The organism is Streptomyces sp. NPDC003379, from assembly GCF_053589195.1.
This window is the reverse complement of the sequence record NZ_JBSFRK010000012.1, coordinates 33,066-50,500: the sequence shown is the minus strand read 5'-3', so window position 1 is coordinate 50,500 and position 17,435 is coordinate 33,066. Positions and strand designations below refer to the sequence as shown.

19 protein-coding genes and 1 tRNA gene are annotated in these 17,435 nt (G+C 70.9%); 15 read left to right on the top strand and 5 right to left on the bottom strand.

The features are described from left to right. The first annotated feature begins 7 nt into the window (after window positions 1-7). The 5 genes from ACWDVB_RS13615 to ACWDVB_RS13595 all read left to right on the top strand — a co-directional run bounded on the left by ACWDVB_RS13615 (window position 8) and on the right by ACWDVB_RS13595 (window position 2,290). Window positions 8-676, top strand: coding sequence for a potassium-transporting ATPase subunit C (locus ACWDVB_RS13615; RefSeq protein ID WP_451516796.1), 669 nt, complete (start codon window positions 8-10; stop codon window positions 674-676). Between the two features lie 68 nt (window positions 677-744). Further along, on the top strand, window positions 745-951 hold the full coding sequence (locus ACWDVB_RS13610; protein WP_451516797.1) for a hypothetical protein: 207 nt from the start codon (window positions 745-747) through the stop codon (window positions 949-951). Beyond that, on the top strand, window positions 935-1,393 hold the full coding sequence (locus ACWDVB_RS13605) for a DUF6879 family protein (RefSeq protein WP_451516798.1): 459 nt from the start codon (window positions 935-937) through the stop codon (window positions 1,391-1,393). The genes ACWDVB_RS13610 and ACWDVB_RS13605 overlap by 17 nt, the downstream gene beginning before the upstream one ends. Beyond that, on the top strand, window positions 1,377-1,787 hold the full coding sequence (locus ACWDVB_RS13600) for a Scr1 family TA system antitoxin-like transcriptional regulator (RefSeq protein WP_451516799.1): 411 nt from the start codon (window positions 1,377-1,379) through the stop codon (window positions 1,785-1,787). The genes ACWDVB_RS13605 and ACWDVB_RS13600 overlap by 17 nt, the downstream gene beginning before the upstream one ends. Before the next feature lie 86 nt (window positions 1,788-1,873). After that, window positions 1,874-2,290, top strand: coding sequence for a hypothetical protein (locus tag ACWDVB_RS13595; RefSeq protein ID WP_451516818.1), 417 nt, complete (start codon window positions 1,874-1,876; stop codon window positions 2,288-2,290). Window positions 2,291-2,450: 160 nt separating this feature from the next. On the opposite strand, the gene ACWDVB_RS13590 is transcribed toward ACWDVB_RS13595, so the two are convergent. Beyond that, window positions 2,451-2,538: transfer RNA gene (locus tag ACWDVB_RS13590), tRNA-Leu, on the bottom strand. A gap of 170 nt (window positions 2,539-2,708) precedes the next feature. On the opposite strand from ACWDVB_RS13590, the gene ACWDVB_RS13585 reads away from it, so the two are divergent. The 3 genes from ACWDVB_RS13585 (at window position 2,709) to ACWDVB_RS13575 (ending at window position 5,381) form a co-directional block, all read left to right on the top strand. Further along, window positions 2,709-4,052 (top strand): M20/M25/M40 family metallo-hydrolase, encoded by a 1,344-nt coding sequence (locus ACWDVB_RS13585; RefSeq protein WP_451516800.1) that lies wholly within the window; start codon window positions 2,709-2,711, stop codon window positions 4,050-4,052. A 164-nt stretch (window positions 4,053-4,216) separates the two neighbouring features. Further along, entirely contained in the window at window positions 4,217-4,450 is a 234-nt protein-coding gene (locus ACWDVB_RS13580; RefSeq protein WP_451516801.1) for a chaplin, read from the top strand. A gap of 136 nt (window positions 4,451-4,586) precedes the next feature. Beyond that, window positions 4,587-5,381: a chaplin gene (locus tag ACWDVB_RS13575; RefSeq protein WP_451516802.1), complete on the top strand. Its 795-nt coding sequence runs from the start codon at window positions 4,587-4,589 to the stop codon at window positions 5,379-5,381. Between the two features lie 172 nt (window positions 5,382-5,553). Here ACWDVB_RS13575 and ACWDVB_RS13570 read toward each other — a convergent pair whose 3' ends face one another. Continuing rightward, entirely contained in the window at window positions 5,554-5,742 is a 189-nt protein-coding gene (locus ACWDVB_RS13570) for a DUF5703 family protein (RefSeq protein WP_127911640.1), read from the bottom strand. Window positions 5,743-5,789: 47 nt separating this feature from the next. On the opposite strand from ACWDVB_RS13570, the gene ACWDVB_RS13565 reads away from it, so the two are divergent. Beyond that, window positions 5,790-6,587: a hypothetical protein gene (locus ACWDVB_RS13565; RefSeq protein ID WP_451516803.1), complete on the top strand. Its 798-nt coding sequence runs from the start codon at window positions 5,790-5,792 to the stop codon at window positions 6,585-6,587. A gap of 80 nt (window positions 6,588-6,667) precedes the next feature. Here ACWDVB_RS13565 and ACWDVB_RS13560 read toward each other — a convergent pair whose 3' ends face one another. Continuing rightward, entirely contained in the window at window positions 6,668-9,028 is a 2,361-nt protein-coding gene (locus ACWDVB_RS13560; protein ID WP_451516819.1) for a helix-hairpin-helix domain-containing protein, read from the bottom strand. Window positions 9,029-9,441: 413 nt separating this feature from the next. Next, entirely contained in the window at window positions 9,442-10,422 is a 981-nt protein-coding gene (locus ACWDVB_RS13555; RefSeq protein WP_451516804.1) for an aldo/keto reductase, read from the bottom strand. 179 nt (window positions 10,423-10,601) lie between these two features. On the opposite strand from ACWDVB_RS13555, the gene ACWDVB_RS13550 reads away from it, so the two are divergent. Together ACWDVB_RS13550 and ACWDVB_RS13545 are read left to right on the top strand one after the other, a co-directional pair. Beyond that, the gene (locus ACWDVB_RS13550) at window positions 10,602-11,657 is read left to right on the top strand and encodes an LLM class F420-dependent oxidoreductase (RefSeq protein WP_451516805.1); all 1,056 of its coding nucleotides are present in this window, start codon (window positions 10,602-10,604) and stop codon (window positions 11,655-11,657) included. A gap of 236 nt (window positions 11,658-11,893) precedes the next feature. Continuing rightward, a complete protein-coding gene (locus tag ACWDVB_RS13545) occupies window positions 11,894-12,682 on the top strand; it encodes a ferritin-like domain-containing protein (RefSeq protein WP_451516806.1) in 789 nt (262 codons plus the stop codon). A 13-nt stretch (window positions 12,683-12,695) separates the two neighbouring features. On the opposite strand, the gene corA is transcribed toward ACWDVB_RS13545, so the two are convergent. Further along, window positions 12,696-13,694: a magnesium/cobalt transporter CorA gene (corA, locus tag ACWDVB_RS13540; RefSeq protein ID WP_451516807.1), complete on the bottom strand. Its 999-nt coding sequence runs from the start codon at window positions 13,692-13,694 to the stop codon at window positions 12,696-12,698. Between the two features lie 61 nt (window positions 13,695-13,755). On the opposite strand from corA, the gene ACWDVB_RS13535 reads away from it, so the two are divergent. The 4 genes from ACWDVB_RS13535 (at window position 13,756) to mshC (ending at window position 17,269) form a co-directional block, all read left to right on the top strand. Further along, window positions 13,756-14,442 carry a histidine phosphatase family protein gene (locus tag ACWDVB_RS13535; RefSeq protein ID WP_451516808.1) on the top strand — a complete coding sequence of 229 codons (687 nt, stop codon included), beginning with the start codon at window positions 13,756-13,758 and terminating at the stop codon, window positions 14,440-14,442. 121 nt (window positions 14,443-14,563) lie between these two features. Continuing rightward, window positions 14,564-15,154: a DUF3090 domain-containing protein gene (locus tag ACWDVB_RS13530; RefSeq protein WP_451516809.1), complete on the top strand. Its 591-nt coding sequence runs from the start codon at window positions 14,564-14,566 to the stop codon at window positions 15,152-15,154. Beyond that, window positions 15,118-15,939 (top strand): SCO1664 family protein, encoded by an 822-nt coding sequence (locus ACWDVB_RS13525; RefSeq protein ID WP_451516810.1) that lies wholly within the window; start codon window positions 15,118-15,120, stop codon window positions 15,937-15,939. Before ACWDVB_RS13530 ends, ACWDVB_RS13525 begins: the two co-directional genes overlap by 37 nt. A 100-nt stretch (window positions 15,940-16,039) precedes the next feature. After that, a complete protein-coding gene (gene mshC, locus ACWDVB_RS13520) occupies window positions 16,040-17,269 on the top strand; it encodes a cysteine--1-D-myo-inosityl 2-amino-2-deoxy-alpha-D-glucopyranoside ligase (protein ID WP_451516811.1) in 1,230 nt (409 codons plus the stop codon). The last annotated feature ends 166 nt before the right edge of the window (window positions 17,270-17,435 follow it).

Sequence of the window (17,435 nt, the reverse complement as noted above, 5' to 3'; positions counted from 1 at the left end):
CGTGCCCATGAACAACTCCGTACGGAACACCGCCCGGCTGCTCGGCGCGGGCCTGCGCGCCCTGATCGTCCTGACCGTGGTCTGCGGCGTCCTCTACCCGCTCGCGGTAACAGGCGTAGCCCAAACGCTCCTCCACAACAAGGCCAATGGCTCCGAGATCGAGTCGCACGGCAAGGTCGTCGGCTCCGAACTCATCGGCCAGCGCTACGACCTGCCGCTCAAGAAGGGCCAGAAGACACCCGAGCCCGACCTCAGGTGGTTCCAGCCACGCCCCTCCAACGGCCTCGGCGAGAACAGCGTCAACACCGAATACAAACTGCTCCTGTCCGGCGCCACGAACCTCTCCGCCGACAGCAAGGCCCTGATCGCCCAGATCAACGACGCCAAAGCGGCCGTCATCAAGGACAACTCCACCGCGACCCACCGCGTCAAGCCCTCCGACGTGCCCCCCGAGGCGGTCACCTCCTCGGGCTCGGGCCTGGATCCGCACATCTCCCCGGCCTACGCCGACCTCCAGGTCCACCGCGTGGCGCTGAAGAACCACCTGACCGTGGCGCGGGTCCAGAAGCTGGTCGACGACCAGACCGAAGACCGAACCCTCGGCTTCATGGGCGAACCCCGCGTCAACGTCCTCAAGCTCAACATCGCCCTCAAGGAAGAGGCCGGAAACAACTGACGGGCCCAACGGCCGACGGCGGGCGAGCTCCAACGCGAGAGACGTGCTGGCTACGAGGGGGTTTCAGCATGGGACGCGAGGAACTGACCCGGCTTACCGGCAACGGAAACGGCACCTGCGGCGACGAAGACTGCCCGAACGCCTACCGGAGGGCGGACGGCTCGCTCGTGGTTCAGGGCAGCGTCTCGGAGGTGTTCACGCCGCCATCCGGTGAGGCCCTGGTGGAGATCCCGGAGAAAGTTCTGAGGGAGGCTGTACGTGCTCTTGGATGGTGACGAGTGGCGTCGGCGGTTCGCCGAGATCAAGCAGGAAGCATGGCGACTTGAGACGCTGCCGCAGTACCTCGTACCACACGAGGCGGAGGAGTTCGCGGCCTTCCGCGAGGGACGCACTCTGACCCCATACACGGTCTCTCCATACACGGTCTCTCCATACACGGAGCGCATCTCGCGTCAGCGCGCCGAGGGGAAGCGGAACGGCCGGGTGCAAATCCGAATCCTCGACGTAACAAAACGCGCCAACCCTCTTGAGGGAGTTCACGATTTCTGGATGTTCGACCGTGCAGAGGTCGTTCTCATGAACTACGAGGCGGACGGCAGGCAGATCAATCGCGAGGTCTTCGAGGGTGACGTGTCTCCGTTCATCGAATATCAACGGATCGCTGTAAGGGAATCGGTCCCCTTCGAGGAGTACGTGAACGGTGGCCATCGAGCCTGACCAGCTTGACCAGTCCGGTTTAGAACTGGCGGCCATGCTCAAGGGAGTTGGCGCATCGCGCGCCGTCGCGGCCGAAGTGATGGCCATGGCTCGAATAGCTCAGACGGAATGGCAGGATCGCAAGGCCCTGCATCGAAAGGGACTGGATAAGAAGCAACTGGAGCTAGCCGGGTTGGAGGCCGTGACCACAGACTTCCGGTACTTCTTGTTGTCCATGACCACAGGGTTGCTAGCCACGCCGGACTACATCCGGGAGAGCATCGTTCATGCCCCGCCGACACAACAGGCCAAGGCAGTCGGCATGAAGGTCGAACGGCAGGCCGTACTACTCGACCGCTCCAAGCGGTTCACGTTCCTCCTCACCGAACAAGCCCGCTTCGGCCCGTCTGCCTGACGGCCACTCCTGGCCCCCCGGCCCTGGCTCACCCCCGAGAGTCAGGGCCGGTGGGCGCTCCCTTCCTGGACCGAACGGGACGACAGTTGCACCACCACGGCTACCTGTGGACCGGCTCCAAGCAACGGTTCGATGACGAGGCGCTGAGACGGCCCCCGCACCCTGATCCACCACCGGCCGATAAGCCGGAGCTGGTCGCGCGGTACAAGGAAGTGAAGGCGGAGTTCCCGACCGTGGACCTGCCACCGCTGGAAACGGCCCACTGGCTGATCAAGCCCGCGAAGCTGGTGCGCGGCACCTGGGAGGAGCCGAAGGAAGCGGCGGAATGGCTCGGGCAACAACTGACCGAGTGCGCCCCCCGGTTCGCCTCCGAGTCCGACCGGGACAGCACCCGGCCGGCGCTACTGGTCCACTCCGCTGCCGAACGGCTGGGTTGGGGTGGAGACGTGTCCCACGGCTTCTACCTGGAGAGGCCCGCATTTCTGTCTAGCACACCACGATGAGAAGGTCTCGGCACGGCGGCGCACCCCGGCGCACCCGGTTGAAGCTCCTCGGCGAGTGGGGCCGGGCGCAGAAGGAAGAACGGGGGGCTCGGAAGCTCGCCGCATCCGGGGCGCCACTGCCCAGAAATGCAGAAAACCCCACGTGAAGTGGGGTCTCTACTGGTGTCCGAGGGGGGACTTGAACCCCCACGCCCGATAAAGGGCACTAGCACCTCAAGCTAGCGCGTCTGCCATTCCGCCACCCGGACCAGGTGTCTGTCTTCGCGGGGTGTTCCCCGCGGCGACACAGAGAACATTACCAGGCTTCCGGGGGCACTCGATCACCCCCGCCGGGGCTGTGAACTGCTGATGACGGCACCTGCCCGGCCTTGGGCGCGGGGCCCGGGAGAGAGAGGATGTGGGGGACCACCAGCAGCGAATGCGGGAGGAGCCCAGCGTGAGCGGGTCCAGCACGGGCAAGGCCGTCACCGGTGAGGACGAGGTCGTCGACCTCTGTCGCGAACTGATCCAGATCGATACGAGCAACTACGGCGACCACTCGGGCCCGGGGGAGCGCAAGGCCGCCGAGTACGTCGCCGAGAAGCTCGCCGAGGTCGGTCTCGAACCCAAGATCTTCGAGTCCCACCCCGGCAGGGCCTCCACGGTCGCCAGGATCGAGGGCGAGGACCCGTCGCGGCCCGCGCTGCTCATCCACGGCCACACCGACGTCGTACCGGCCAACGCCGTGGACTGGACGCACCACCCGTTCTCCGGGGAGATCGCGGACGGCTGCGTGTGGGGGCGGGGCGCCGTCGACATGAAGGACATGGACGCGATGACCCTCGCGGTCGTCCGGGAGAGGCTGCGCACCGGCCGCAAACCCCCGCGCGACATCGTCCTCGCCTTCCTCGCGGACGAGGAGGCGGGCGGTACGTACGGAGCGCGGTATCTCGTGGACAACCACCCGGACCTCTTCGAGGGGTGCACGGAGGCGATCAGCGAGGTCGGCGGCTTCTCCTTCACCGTCAACGAGAACCTGCGGCTCTACCTCGTCGAGACGGCCCAGAAGGGCATGCACTGGATGAAGCTGACCGTGGACGGCACCGCCGGCCACGGATCGATGATCCACAAGGACAACGCGATCACCGAGCTGAGCGAGGCGGTCGGGCGCCTCGGGCGGCACAAGTTCCCGGTGCGCGTCACCAAGACGCTGCGGCACTTCCTCGACGAGCTCGGCGACGCCCTCGGCACCGAGCTCGACCCGGAGAACATGGACCAGACGCTCGCCAAGCTCGGCGGCATCGCCAAGCTCATCGGCGCCTCCCTCCAGAACACCGCCAACCCGACACAGCTCGGCGCCGGCTACAAGGTGAACGTGATCCCCGGACAGGCCACCGCGCACGTCGACGGCCGCTATCTGCCCGGCCACGAGGAGGAGTTCCTCGCCGACCTCGACCGGATCCTCGGCCCGAACGTCAGGCGTGAGGACGTGCACGCGGACAAGGCCCTGGAGACGACGTTCGACGGCGCGCTCGTCGACGCCATGCAGACCGCCCTGCGCGCCGAGGACCCGATCGCGCGCGCCGTGCCGTACATGCTCTCCGCCGGCACGGACGCCAAGTCCTTCGACGACCTCGGCATCCGCGGCTTCGGCTTCGCGCCGCTGAAGCTGCCGCCGGAGCTGGACTTCGCGGGCATGTTCCACGGTGTCGACGAGCGGGTCCCGGTCGACGGCCTCAAGTTCGGGGTTCGGGTACTCGACCGATTCATCGACGCTTCCTGACAGCAGCGGCTTTACGTACTGAAACGACCCTCCAATAATCGGCAGGGCGTGCGTACTTGACTGAAAAGAGTGAAAGAGACCATAGGTTCGTAGCCCCGCAGCTTTCTCCTCGTTACAGGTGGTGCAGTCCGCGGCTGGGACTGCATTGCCAACAAGGAGGAATAATGATCAAGAAGGTCGTCGCTGCTGCGGCTGCTACTGGTGGTCTCCTGCTCGCCGGTGCGGGTATCGCCACTGCCGATGCCGGCGCTCAGGGTGCCGCCGTGAACTCTCCCGGTGTGGCCTCGGGCAATGTTGTCCAGGTGCCCGTGCACGTGCCGGTGAACGCCTGCGGGAACACGATCTCCGTGGTCGGGCTGCTGAACCCCACCTTCGGCAACTACTGCGTCAACAAGTGACGTTGTGCCTCACCCCTTGAGGGTCTGAGTCGGTCGGCCCCGGAGTGCACGCCATGCGCTTCGGGGCCGATGGGCATTCCACGTCCGGGCGAACACGCCCGGGCGTACTTCGGAAGGCAATAGGCAGGGAACAGCTATGCGACAGGTCACACGCAAAGGCTTGATCACTGTGGCGGCCGCGACCGGCGTACTCGCCGTGTCAGGCGGCTACGCGCACGCGGACTCGACCGCCCGAGGGGGCAGTTCGAACTCGCCCGGTGTGCTGTCGGGCAATACCGTCCAGGCTCCCGTTCACGCCCCGGTCAACGTGTGCGGCAACACGGTGAACGTCGTCGGGGCCCTGAACCCCGCGGCGGGCAACAAGTGCGCCAATTCATCCCACCGGGGCGGCGGCGGTGCGCCCAAGCCCTCCGGCGGAGCCAAGGCCGAGGGCCGCGCCGGCGACTCGCCGGGCGTCGGCTCCGGCAACAACGTCCAGGCGCCGGTGCACGCGCCGGTCAACGTCTGCGGCAACAGCGTCAACGTCGGCGGCCTCGGCAACGCGGCCGCCGGCAACAAATGCGCCAATGACTCCGGGGACTCGGTGACCCCGCCGGGCGGCGAGAAGCCCCCGACGGAGCCCGAGGAGCCGGGCAAGCCGGAAGAGCCGGGCAAGCCCGAGGAGCCGGGCAATCCGGGTGAGCCGGGCAAGCCGGAACAGCCCGGTAAGCCGGAGACCCCGGGCAAGCCGGGAGAGCCCGGTAAGCCCCACGACCCGGTCGATCACGTCAAGCCGAACCACCCGGGCACGCAGATCGCCACCCCGTCCGAGGGCACCTCGCGGCTCGCGGAGACCGGCAGCTCGCTGCCGGTCGGCCTCGCGCTGCCGGTCGGCGCGGGCGTGCTGCTCGCGGGCACCGTGCTGTACCGGAGGGCGCGGGCGGCCGCCTGAGCCGACCTGAACCCGAGGACACCGGAACGGAGCGGGCCCCGCAGCGGCGGGGACCCGCTCCGTTCTCCTGTTCCCGGTGAGGCGTACCCGGCGAGGCGTTCTCGGTGTGGCGTTTCCGCCGTCCGCGGCTCGGCGTCTCCGCCGTCCGCGACCCAATCCGTCCCGCACCCACTCACCAGGTGGCCCGCACCTGGCGGATGATGCGCCGTTTCAGCCGCACTCTGCGGCTTCCGTCGGGATGCAGACTCAGTCGGTCCAACTCCCAGTGTCCGTACTCCGCGTGGTCCGTCAGCAGACGTGTGGCTTCCTTGCGGGTGACCCCGCGCGGTACGTACACGTCGACAAATTCGTATTCCGGCATCGCATCTATTGTGCGGGCACGGGCCCGGTACGGATAGCGTCTGCACTATGTCTGATGCTGCGCAGCCCACCGCTGCCGAGGTACGTGCCGCCGCCGAGGCGGTCAAGACCGCGCTCGACCGCCACCTGGCCGCGGTCGAACGCAGGTCGGGCGAGGACGATCCGGCCGTCTATGAAGCGTTCAACGAACTCGCCGCCGCGGCCGAGGAGTATGACGAACTCCTCTACGACCGCTACGACGAGGTCACGCCCTTCGAGATCCCCGCCACGGAGGGCGCGCTGCCGCCGTACCGCGGCCCGGAGGAGGCGAACGCGCTGAGCGTGCTGATCCGCCGCGACTACGCCGTGGCGGAGCCGCAGCGACTCCTCGCCCAGGCCCAGCGGGTCGCCGACATCGACGCGACCGGGCAGGGGGGTGCCGGACCGGCCGACACCGTGCACGGCGCGCTCGGTGTCCTCTTCGGCGAGTTCGAACCGGACGAGATCGCCTCCCGGCACAAGGAGTTCGGCCTGGAGGAGGGCGACTCCACGCTGTGGGTCACCGCGTCGGACGCCCCCGCCGAGCCGGGGGAGTGGCTGGAGGCCCCCTTCGACCAGGCCGACCCGCACCGGGTGGTGTGCCGTTTCGACGTCAGCGCGGTCTTCGACGACGACCTGGACGACGAGGGGCTCGACGGGCTCGACGCGGACCCGGACATCGACCCCGACATCGACCCCGATGTGGCGGTGCCCCTCGACGAGATCGAGGAGATCGAGGAGGCCGACGAAGTCGACGTGACCGGTGGGGCCGGCGAGACCGGTGGGGCCGACGGGACCGGCTCCGGTCTTCGCGGAGCCGGTCGCTGACGGCCGACGCTCACGTCGGCGGGCGCGCCGCTCCTTCGGGGGCGGCGCGCCTGCTCATGGCCGAAGCGGGCGGGCGCCGCTCAGGAGGTGGCTGACGGGACCTGCGGGCGCAGCAGCGTCCCCAGGCGCGTCGTACGGTCCTTCCAGAGGCGCTCCGCCACCGCCTGGGGCAGCGCCTGCTCGACGCCCTGCACGACCGACAGATGCCGCTCGCCGCGGCTGAACGCGGTGTAGACCCACGGCCGCGTCAGCAGCTGCGCCGCGTCGCCGGGCAGCACGACGACCACCGCGGGCCAGCGCAGCCCCGTCGCCTGGTGCGCGGTGAGCGCCCAGGCGTGCCGGACCTCCTGCTCCACCCGCTCCTTGCGTACGACGACGGGGGCGCCGTCGCACTCCAGGTGCAGCCCCTCCGCGTCGGCCCGCACCACACTGCCGAGCGTCGTGCGGCCCGCCGCCGGCACATGGGCGACCCGGTCGCCGGGGTCGAAGCCGCCGAACCGGCCCGGGCCGGGGTTCAGCCGCTCCTTCAGCGCGGTGTTGAGCGCGCGTGTGCCCGCGGCGCCGCCGTGTCCGGGCGTGATGACCTGCGTCTGCTCGGCGGGCACGCCGATCGCCCTCGGCACCGAGTCCGCGACGAGCTGCACCGTGCGGTGGATCGCCTCGGCGGCGTCGCGCACCGGGACGAGCACGACCTCCTTGCCGGGCGCCTCGACCCGGTTCAGCTCGCCGATGCCGATGCCGGACGTCAGCTCCCCGAGGGGGCCGGGGTCCGGTGTGCGCGAGACGACCTGCGGGCAGCAGCGGGCGGCGACGAGGTCCGCGAAGACCCGGCCGGGGCCCGCCGACCACAGGACGCCCGGGTCGCCGCTGAGCACCAGCCGGGCGCCGTCCGGCAGCGACTCCACGAGCATCGCCGCGGTCTCCACGTCCAGCTGCGGGGCGTCCAGGACCACCAGGAGGTCGAGCGCGAGGGCGCCGTCCGCGTCGCGCCCGGGGCCCTGCGTCCCGGAGAGCAGCCCCGCCACGGACACGGCCGCCTCGTCCATGCCGGTCGCCCGCGCGAGGCGGCGCCGTCCGTCGGCGCTGTGCGCGGCGGCGCAGACCCGGAGGCCCAGCGCCGCGGCCGCGGTGACCAGCGCGGCGGCCTCGGCGCGGGCCGCCTCGCCGCCGGAGTGCAGCACGAGGCCGTGCCCGGCGACGGCGCGGATCAGCTCGGCCGTGGACCCGGACGCCTGAGCCGCGGCGGCCTCCCAGCCGGTGTCCCGGGGGCCCGAGCCGCCATCTTCCTTGGGCAGGGAGTTGATGATCCGGGCCAGCCCGTCGGCGAGGCTCTCCTCCGCCATCGCGTACCGTTCGAGGCCGATCAGGATGCGGACCGGGCGCTCCGGCTCGCCCTCCGCGCCCTCCTCGTCCCGTGTGCTCTCGTCGTCCGAGCGCTGGACCGGCACCTCGGCCCCTTCGACGGCGTCCTGGAAGACCAGGGCGTCGCCCTCCGCCAGGGCGCCCTGCACCGCGGCGTCCGGATCCGGGACCGCGCGCTGCCCCAGGGCCGCGGTGAGCGCGGCGGCGTCCAGCGCCGTGTGCCCCGCGACGGCCGCCTGCTCCAGGAGCCAGACGGTGATCGCGCGGCCCCTGCGCTCGTCGTCGGGCCCGCACTCGGAGCCGAGCAGCGCCCTGGCGAAGCCGTCGGCCTGCTCGGGCCGTACACCGGTGACGCGCAGCAGCTGCCAGGGATCGGCCCGCAGTTGCCCCTCGGCGCCCTCGCCGAGCGCGGCCGCCGTCGGCGCGGCGAGCGCGGCGGGGGCGCCTCCTTCGGCGAGCACGGCGCGGACCGCGTCGACGGTCTCCGCGGCGGGCGCCGCCACCGTCGGCTGCCGCGGGCGCACGGGCTCCTGTGCGGGCGACGGCGCCGGCCTGCGCCGCGCGGTCTCCGGCTCCCGGAAGACGGCGGCGACGGGCTTCTCGCCGCTCTCCACGGCGCGCACGGCCGCCAGCAGGTCGGCGGCCGTGCCGCTCAGCTTCGTCCCCGCCTCGATCGGCCCCTCCTTCGACGCCTTGCGCTGCTCGATCCGCTCCCGCAACTCCCGCTGCGCGGCGATCTCCGCCTCGGTCTCGGACAGCTCGGCGGCCTTGCCGGTGCCGTCGGCAGCGCCTTCGGCGGTGGCCTCACCAGTGGCCTCGGGAGTGCCTCCGACGGTGCCGTCGGTCGTAGCCTCGGCGGTGCCGTCGGCCGTGGCCATGGCGGAGCTCTCGACCGCGCCTTCGGCGTCGGCCTCGGCCGCCTCCGACGCGGCCTCGCTTTCCGGCGCGGCGACGCCCTCCGTCGCGGCCTTGGAGTCCCGCTCGGCGGCGGCCTCGACCTCGGCCTCGCCAGTGGCCTCGGGAGTGCCTCCGACGGTGCCGTCGGTCGTAGCCTCGGCGGTGCCGTCGGTCGTGGCCATGGCGGGGCTCTCGACCGCGCCTTCGGCGTCGGCCTCGGCCGCCTCCGATGCGGCCGCGCCTTCCGGTGCGGCCTCGCTCTCCGGCGCGGCGACGTCCTCCGTCGTGGCCTTGGAGTCCCGCTCGGCGGCGGCCTCGACCTCAGCCTCGGCCTCGCCAGTGGCCTCGGGAGTGCCTCCGACGGTGCCGTCGGTCGTAGCCTCGGCGGTGCCGTCGGTCGTGGCCATGGCGGGGCTCTCGACCGCGCCTTCGGCGTCGGCCTCGGCCGCCTCCGATGCGGCGTCGCCTTCCGGTGCGGCCTCGCTCTCCGACGCGGCGACGCCCTCCGTCGCGGCCTCGGAGTCCCGCTCGGCGGCGGCCTCGACCTCAGCCTCGGCACCGGCCTCGGGGTCCTCCGCGGCGGCGGGTTCCGTACTCACAGCGTGCTCCAGTCGTGATCGGGATAGCGGTGCACCGGCGCCGACACGTCGTCGAGCGCCTGGCAGATCTCGTCAGGAAGACTAAGGGTCTCCACTGACAACGCGGCCGTGAGCTGCTGCGCGTTGCGCGCGCCGACGATCGGGGCCGTCACCCCGGGGCGGTCCCGCACCCACGCGAGGGAGACCTGGAGCGGGGTCGCCGCGAGCCCGTCCGCGGCCGTCGCGAGGGCGTCGACGATGTGGCCCGCCGCGTCGTCGAGGTACGGCGCGACGAAGGGCGCCATGTGGTCGGAGCCGCCGCGCGAGTCGGCGGGCGTGGCGTGGCGGTACTTCCCGGTGAGCACACCCCGGCCGAGCGGCGACGAGGGCAGCAGGCCCACCCCCAGGTCGACGGCCGCGGGCAGCACTTCCCGCTCGACGCCGCGCTGAAGCAGGGAGTACTCCATCTGTGTGCTCGCGATGCGGGCGCGCGCGCCCGGCATCGCCAGCTGCCAGGTCGCGGCCTTGGCGAGCTGCCAGCCGCAGAAGTTGGAGACGCCCGCATAGCGGGCCCGGCCGCTGCTGACCGCGATGTCGAGGGCTTGCAGGGTCTCGTCCAGGGGCGTCGCGGGATCGAAGGCGTGCACCTGCCAGAGGTCCACGTGGTCGGTGCAGAGGCGGTTGAGCGAGGCGTCGAGCGCGGAGAGCAGATGGCCCCGTGAGCCGTTGAAGCGCCGCTCGGGGTCGGGCACGCTGCCGGCCTTGGTGGCGATGACCAGATCGTGCCGGGGCACGAGCCGCTCGATCAGGCGCCCGAGCAGATACTCGGACTCCCCGTCGCCGTACACATCGGCGGTGTCGACGAGTGTGCCGCCCGCCTCCCAGAACACCTTCAACAGATCGGCGGCGTCGCTCTCCTCGGTATGACCCCAGGTGAGGGTGCCGAGCCCGATCCGGGACACGCGCAGGCCGGTCCGGCCGAGATGCCTCTGCTCCATGGGCGCTGAGATTACTGGCCGGGCTCCGGTGGCGGGCGGGCCTGTGGACAAACCAGTGACTGTGGAGAACCCGGTCACCCGTGAGGTGAACCGCCGGGCCCCTGACGGATCGGGCGGCCGCGCGCTACAGTCCCCGCACAGGGACGTTACTCACGAGTAAAGCGGTAAGGGGATCGGCCATGCAGCTCGGGATCAACCTCGGCTACTGGGGCGCCGGGATCGACGCGGACAACCTCGCGGTCGCCAAGGAGGCCGACAGGCTCGGCTACGCGGTCTGCTGGGCCGCAGAGGCGTACGGCTCGGACGCCGCGACAGTGCTCACCTGGGTCGCCGCGCAGACCGAACGCATCGACATCGGATCTGCGATCTTCCAGATCCCGGCCCGGCAGCCCGCGATGACCGCGATGACGGCCGCCACCCTCGACTCGCTCTCCGGCGGCCGGTTCCGCCTGGGTCTCGGCGTCTCGGGGCCGCAGGTCTCCGAGGGCTGGTACGGCATGAAGTTCGACAAGCCGCTGGCCCGCACGCGCGAGTACGTCGAGATCGTCCGCAAGGCCATGACCCGCGAGCGCCTCTCCTACGAGGGCGAGCACTGGACGCTCCCGCTGCCCGGCGGCCCCGGCAAGCCCATCAAGCTGACCGTCCACCCGCAGCGCGAGCACATTCCGCTGTACGTCGCCGCGATCGGCCCGAAGAACCTGGAGCAGACCGGCGAGATCGCCGACGGCGCCCTGCTGATCTTCCCGGCCGCCGAGCACCTGGAAGAGACGGCGCTGCGGTACCTGCGCGCCGGGCGTGAGAAGGCCGGCAAGACCATGGAGGGCTTCGACGTCGTCCCGATGGTGCCGATCGCGGTCGGGGCGGACGACCAGGTCGACACCCTCGCCGACATGTTCCGGCCCTACACCGCGCTGTACGTCGGCGGCATGGGCAGCCGCAAGCAGAACTTCTACAACCAGCTCGCGCGGCGCATGGGGTACGAGAAGGAGGCCGCCGAGATCCAGGACAAGTACCTGGCGGGCGACAAGGACGGGGCGGCGGCCGCCGTGCCGCAGCAGCTGATCGACTCGACGACGCTGCTCGGTTCCGTGGACCGGATCGCCGACCGGATGCGGGCCTACGCCGAGGCCGGTGTCACCACGCTCACGCTGTCGCCCGCGGGCTTCACGCTGAAGGACCGGATCGCCGCGCTGCGGGCGGGCACCGAGGCGCTGGAGCGCGCCGGTCTGGCGTAACGGGAAGAGGGGATTTCCGCGGCCGTGGTGGGGGCTCGGGGGGTCTTCCCCGCCACGGCCGTCACGGGGCACAACGCGCCGCGGGGCCCGACGGTTACGGCCTCTGGGCCGCCGTCGCCGTCGTTCGTTCGGCGCAGCTGACCTGTACACCTGTTGCTCAGCGGTGAACCTCGCACTTGACTACTTCTTTGCGGAGGTCCGCGTACAGCGGGTACAGGGGCATGGAGGTGCCAGTGATGCTTTCGGCCAGGAGTGTCTTCCAGGAGATCATCGACAACGACGAGTCGTTCCGGCTCTTCTGCTCCATCGCCGCCAGCGGTGAGACCCAGGGCGGCTGGGAGAACGGCCGCATCGCCGCGCTCGTCCCGGCGGGCGAGAGCGCGCTCGTCCCCAAGATCGCCCGGCACGGTGCCGACGAGGACAAGCACGGCAGGATCTTCGACGCGTTGCTGAAGAAGCGCGGCCTGACCCGCGTCGAAGTACCGCACGAGACCGACTACACGATGCTGCTGGAGAAGCACGGCATCGGCCTCGCGCACGAGCAGCTGAGGGCCGACGAGCCGCTGACCGTGCAGGACATCGTCACGTACCTCGCGCACAGCAGGGTCACCGAGCAGCGCGCCTCCGAGCAGATGCGGCTGCTGCTCAAGTACTTCGCCGACCACCCGGACATCGGCCGCGCGGTCCGGATGATCTCCAACGACGAGGACAACCACCTCGCGTACTGCCATGAGGAACTGCTGCGCTTCGCCGCCGCCGGGTACGGCCACGCCATCCAGCGCACCCTGCGCGAGTGCGCGCTCGCCGAGACCCGCGTCCACCGCGACGTGGGCCTCGCCGTGATGGACCGCATGGGGCGCATCCTCCGCTGGCCCCCCAGCAAGCGGAAGCTGCTCGCCGCGGGCATCGACGCGATGTACGCGTACGAACGGCTCGGCGGCTGGCGGCGGATGGCCTCCCTGCGGCTGCCCGAACGGCGCGACGCCCTGGGCGGGCCCGCGGCCGCGGCGGCCGAATTCGCCTAGGCGATGACGTTCGCTACATCCAGCCCCGCTGCTTGAACATGCGGTACAGGACCACTTCGAGGACGGCCATCAGGCCGATCACGGCCGGGTAGGTCCACCACCAGTGCAGCTCCGGCATGTGGTCGAAGTTCATGCCGTAGATCCCCGCGATCATCGTGGGGACCGCGGCCATGGCGGCCCAGGCCGAGATCTTCCGCATGTCGTCGTTCTGCCGCACGCTCATCTGCGCCAGATGCGCGGACAGGATGTCCGACACCAGCCGGTCCAGGCCCTCCACCGATTCGTTGACGCGCGTCAGGTGGTCGTTGACGTCCCGGAAGAAGGGCTGCGCCGTCTCGTCCACGAAGGGCACCGCGGGTCCGAAGGGGCCCACTCCGGAGAGGCGTGCCAGAGGCAGGGACAGGGGCCCGGTGGCCCGGCGGAATTCGAGGATCTGCCGCTTGAAGTTGTAGATCCGGGACGCCGTGTGGCGCGAACCGCCGTCTTCCGGCGAGAAGACCTCCGTCTCCAGGACCTCCAGGTCCGCCTGCAACTCGTCGGCGACCTCCAGATAGTGGTCCACGGAGGCGTCGGCGATCGAGTACAGGACGGCTGTGGGTCCGTGCTTGAGGACGTCGGGCTCGGCTTCCAGACGGTGGCGTACGACGCCGAGCGGGGCGCCCTCGCCATGGCGGACGGTCACCACGAACGAGTCGCCCATGAAGAGCATGACCTCGCCGGAGGAGACGGCGTCGCTGTCGGGCTCGTACACGACCGGCTTGAGGACCATGAACAGCGAGTCGTCGTAGATCTCCAGCTTGGGCCGCTGATGGGCCTTGAGGGCGTCCTCCACGGCCAGGGGATGCAGTCTGAACTCCTCGCTGACCTTGTCGAACTCCGCCTCCGTCGGCTCGTGCAGGCCGACCCAGACGAACGCCTCATGGGTGGCCCGCGCCTCGTCCAAGGCGTCGGAGAAATCCTGCGGGCCCTCGCTGCGACGACCCTCGCGGTAAATGGCACAGTCGACAATCACACTGCGCATTGTTCCCAGCCACCCCGGGGGTTGCACTTCCTCGGCGCTTAGGCTGGACCGCATGCCCACGTTGATCCTCGTCCGGCACGGACGCTCCACCGCCAATACAGCGGGTCTGCTCGCCGGGTGGACCCCCGGTGTGGCCCTCGACGAGCGCGGCGCCGCACAGGCCGCCGCGCTGCCCGCCCGGCTGGCCGCCGTGCCCCTCGCCGAGGTCGTCACGAGCCCGCTGCAACGCTGCCGGGAGACGGTCGCGCCGCTGCTCGCCGCCCGCCCCGGGCTCCAGGCCCACGGCGAGGACCGCATCGGGGAGTGCGACTACGGCGACTGGTCGGGCCGCAAACTCGCCGAGCTCGCCGACGAGCCGCTGATGGAGATCGTCCAGCAGCATCCGTCCGCCGCCCGGTTCCCCGGCGGGGAGTCCATGCGGGCCATGCAGACGCGGGCCGCCGAGGCGGTACGCGAGTGGAACGCGCGCGTGGAGCGCGAGCACGGCGAGGACGCCGTGTACCTGATGTGCTCGCACGGGGACATCATCAAGTCCCTCGTCGCGGAGGCCATCGGGCTCCACCTCGACCTGTTCCAGCGCATCTCCGTAGAGCCCTGCTCCGTCACCGTCATCCGCTACACCCGGCTGCGCCCTTTCCTCGTACGCCTCGGGGACACCGGTGACTTCGCCTCGCTCGCCCCCCGGGAGGAGCCGCCGGGCGGCGACGCCACGGTGGGGGGCGGTGCGGGCGCACCGTGATCGTCGCCCGCAGTAGGGTGAAGCGGCTGACGCGGGACCGGTGGTCCCGCTCAGTGGTCCAGCCGTCGCGTCGAAGCCGTCGCGTCGCCAGTACTCGCAGTCGATCCAATGGAGACAGGACGTGTCCCGTCAGGTGTTCCTCTACGACCCCCCGGAGCGTTTCGTCGCGGGAACGGTCGGGCTGCCCGGACGGCGTACGTTCTTCCTGCAGGCCTCGGCGGGCGTCCGGGTGACCAGCGTCGCCCTGGAGAAGGCCCAGGTGGCCGCGCTCGCCGAGCGCATGGAGGAACTCCTCGACGAGGTCGTGCGCCGCAGCGGCGGCAACGCCGCCGTGCCGGCCGTCGCCCCGACCGAGATCACGGACAGCGCGCCGCTCGACTCGCCGGTGGAGGAGGAGTTCCGCGTCGGCACGATGGCGCTCGCCTGGGACGGCGAGGAGGAGCGGATGATCGTCGAGGCGCAGGCCCTCGTCGAGCTGGACGCCGACTCCGAGGACGATCTCGCCGAAGCTGAGGAAAGGCTTTTGCAGGACGAGGAGAACGGCCCGCCGATGCTCCGCGTGCGGCTCAGCGGGGCCCAGGCCCGCGCCTTCGCCAAGCGGGCCCTCGACGTCGTGAACGCGGGCCGCCCGCCGTGCCCGCTGTGCAGCCTCCCGCTCGACCCGGAAGGACATGTATGCCCGCGCCAGAACGGATACCGGCGGGGAGTGTGAGCGTCGACCCCGTCACGCTCCTCACCCACGGGGAGCTGACCGTGCGCGGGCAGATCCGTGAGGCCTCCAACGCGGTGCTCTACTGCACGGTCGCGTACGAGGGTGAAGAGGCCGCCTGTGTCTACAAACCGGTCGCCGGGGAGCGGCCCCTGTGGGACTTCCCCGACGGCACGCTCGCACAGCGCGAGGTCGCCGCGTACGAGGTGTCGCTGGCCATGGGCTGGGACCTGGTGCCGCCGACCGTGCTGCGGGACGGGCCCTACGGCGAAGGCATGTGCCAGCTGTGGGTCGAGCACTCCGGGGACGAGGAGCTGCTCGCCCTGGTCGACGGCGACGAGCCGGGAGACGGCTGGAAGGCCGTCGGACGCGCCCAGGTCGACGAGGAGCGCACCGCGCTGCTCGTGCACGCGGACGACGCCCGGCTGCGGCGGCTCGCGGTGCTCGACGCGGTGATCAACAACGGCGACCGCAAGGGCGGCCACCTGCTGGCCGCCGACGGACGCCTCTACGGCATTGACCACGGCGTCACCTTCAACGCCGAGGACAAGCTGCGGACGCTGCTGTGGGGCTGGGCGGGCGAGCCGCTGACCGAGGAGGCCGTCGAGGTCCTCCAGGGCCTGCGGGACGCGCTCAAGGAGGGCGCCGCCCTCGCCGAACGGCTCACCGGGCTCATCACGGCGACGGAGACCGAGGCGCTGCGCGCGCGGGTGGAGTCCTTGCTGGAAACCGGACGCCATCCGGAGCCGTCCGGCGAGTGGCCCGCCATCCCCTGGCCACCGGTGTAGGGCCCCGCACAGGACGTTCGGCACCGCAAGAGGGCCCCTTCGGCCACCATTCGATGATCCCCACTCGTATACGGACGCCCCGTCCGGTTAGGCTCAGGGCATGCATGCCTGGCCCGCTTCTGAGGTCCCCGCCCTTCCTGGCAAGGGCCGCGACCTCCGGATCCACGACACCGCGACCGGTGAACTCGTCACCCTCGACCCCGGTCCCGTCGCCCGTATCTACGTCTGCGGCATCACTCCGTACGACGCCACCCACATGGGTCACGCGGCGACCTACAACGCGTTCGACCTCGTTCAGCGCGTGTGGCTCGACACCAAGCGGCAGGTTCACTACGTCCAGAACGTGACCGACGTGGACGACCCGCTCCTGGAACGCGCCACCCGTGACGGCAAGGACTGGGTCGAGCTCGCCGAGGGCGAGACCGCTCTGTTCCGTGAGGACATGACCGCGCTGCGGCTCCTGCCGCCGCAGCACTACATCGGAGCCGTCGAGGCGATACCCGGCATCGTGCCGCTCGTCGAACGCCTCCGGGACATGGGCGCCGCCTATGAACTGGAGGGCGACACCTACTTCTCCGTCGAGTCCGACGCCCACTTCGGCGAGGTGTCCGGGCTCGACGCCGCCGCCATGAAGCTGCTCTCCGCCGAGCGCGGCGGCGACCCCGAGCGCCCCGGCAAGAAGAACCCGCTCGACCCGATGCTCTGGATGGCGGCCCGCGAGGGCGAGCCGAGCTGGGACGGCGGCTCGCTGGGCCGCGGCCGGCCCGGCTGGCACATCGAGTGCGTGGCCATCGCCCTGGACCACCTGGGGATGGGCTTCGACGTGCAGGGCGGGGGATCGGATCTCACCTTCCCGCACCACGAGATGGGCGCGTCGCACGCCCAGGCGCTGACCGGCGAGTATCCCTTCGCCAAGGCGTACGTCCACGCCGGGATGGTCGCCCTGGACGGCGCGAAGATGTCCAAGTCCAAGGGCAACCTAGTCTTCGTGTCGAAGCTGCGGCGCGACGGCGTCGACCCCGCGGCCATCCGCCTCGCCCTCCTCGCGCACCACTACCGCGCGGACTGGGAGTGGACCGACTCCGTCCTCACGGAGGCCGTCGCGCGGCTCGGCCGGTGGCGCGCCGCCGTGTCCCGTCCCGACGGGCCGTCCGCCGAGGCGCTCGTCGCGGAGATCCGCGAGGCCCTCGCGAACGACCTGGACGCGCCCGCGGCGCTGGCCGCGGTCGATCGCTGGGCTGCCTGGCAGGCTGCCGAGGGCGGGACGGACGAGGGGGCGCCCGGGGTCGTGTCGCGGGCGGTCGACGCGTTGCTTGGCGTGGCCTTGTAGGGGGTTTTCGCTAGGTCGATCGCCCTTCGGGCTCGTCCTCAAACGCCGGACGGGCTTTAACCCCTCGTTCCGGACGGGCTTTAACCCTTCGTCCGGGACGGGCTTTAACCCTTCGTCCGGGACGGGCTTTAACCCTTCGTCCGGGACGGGCTTTAACCCTTCGTCC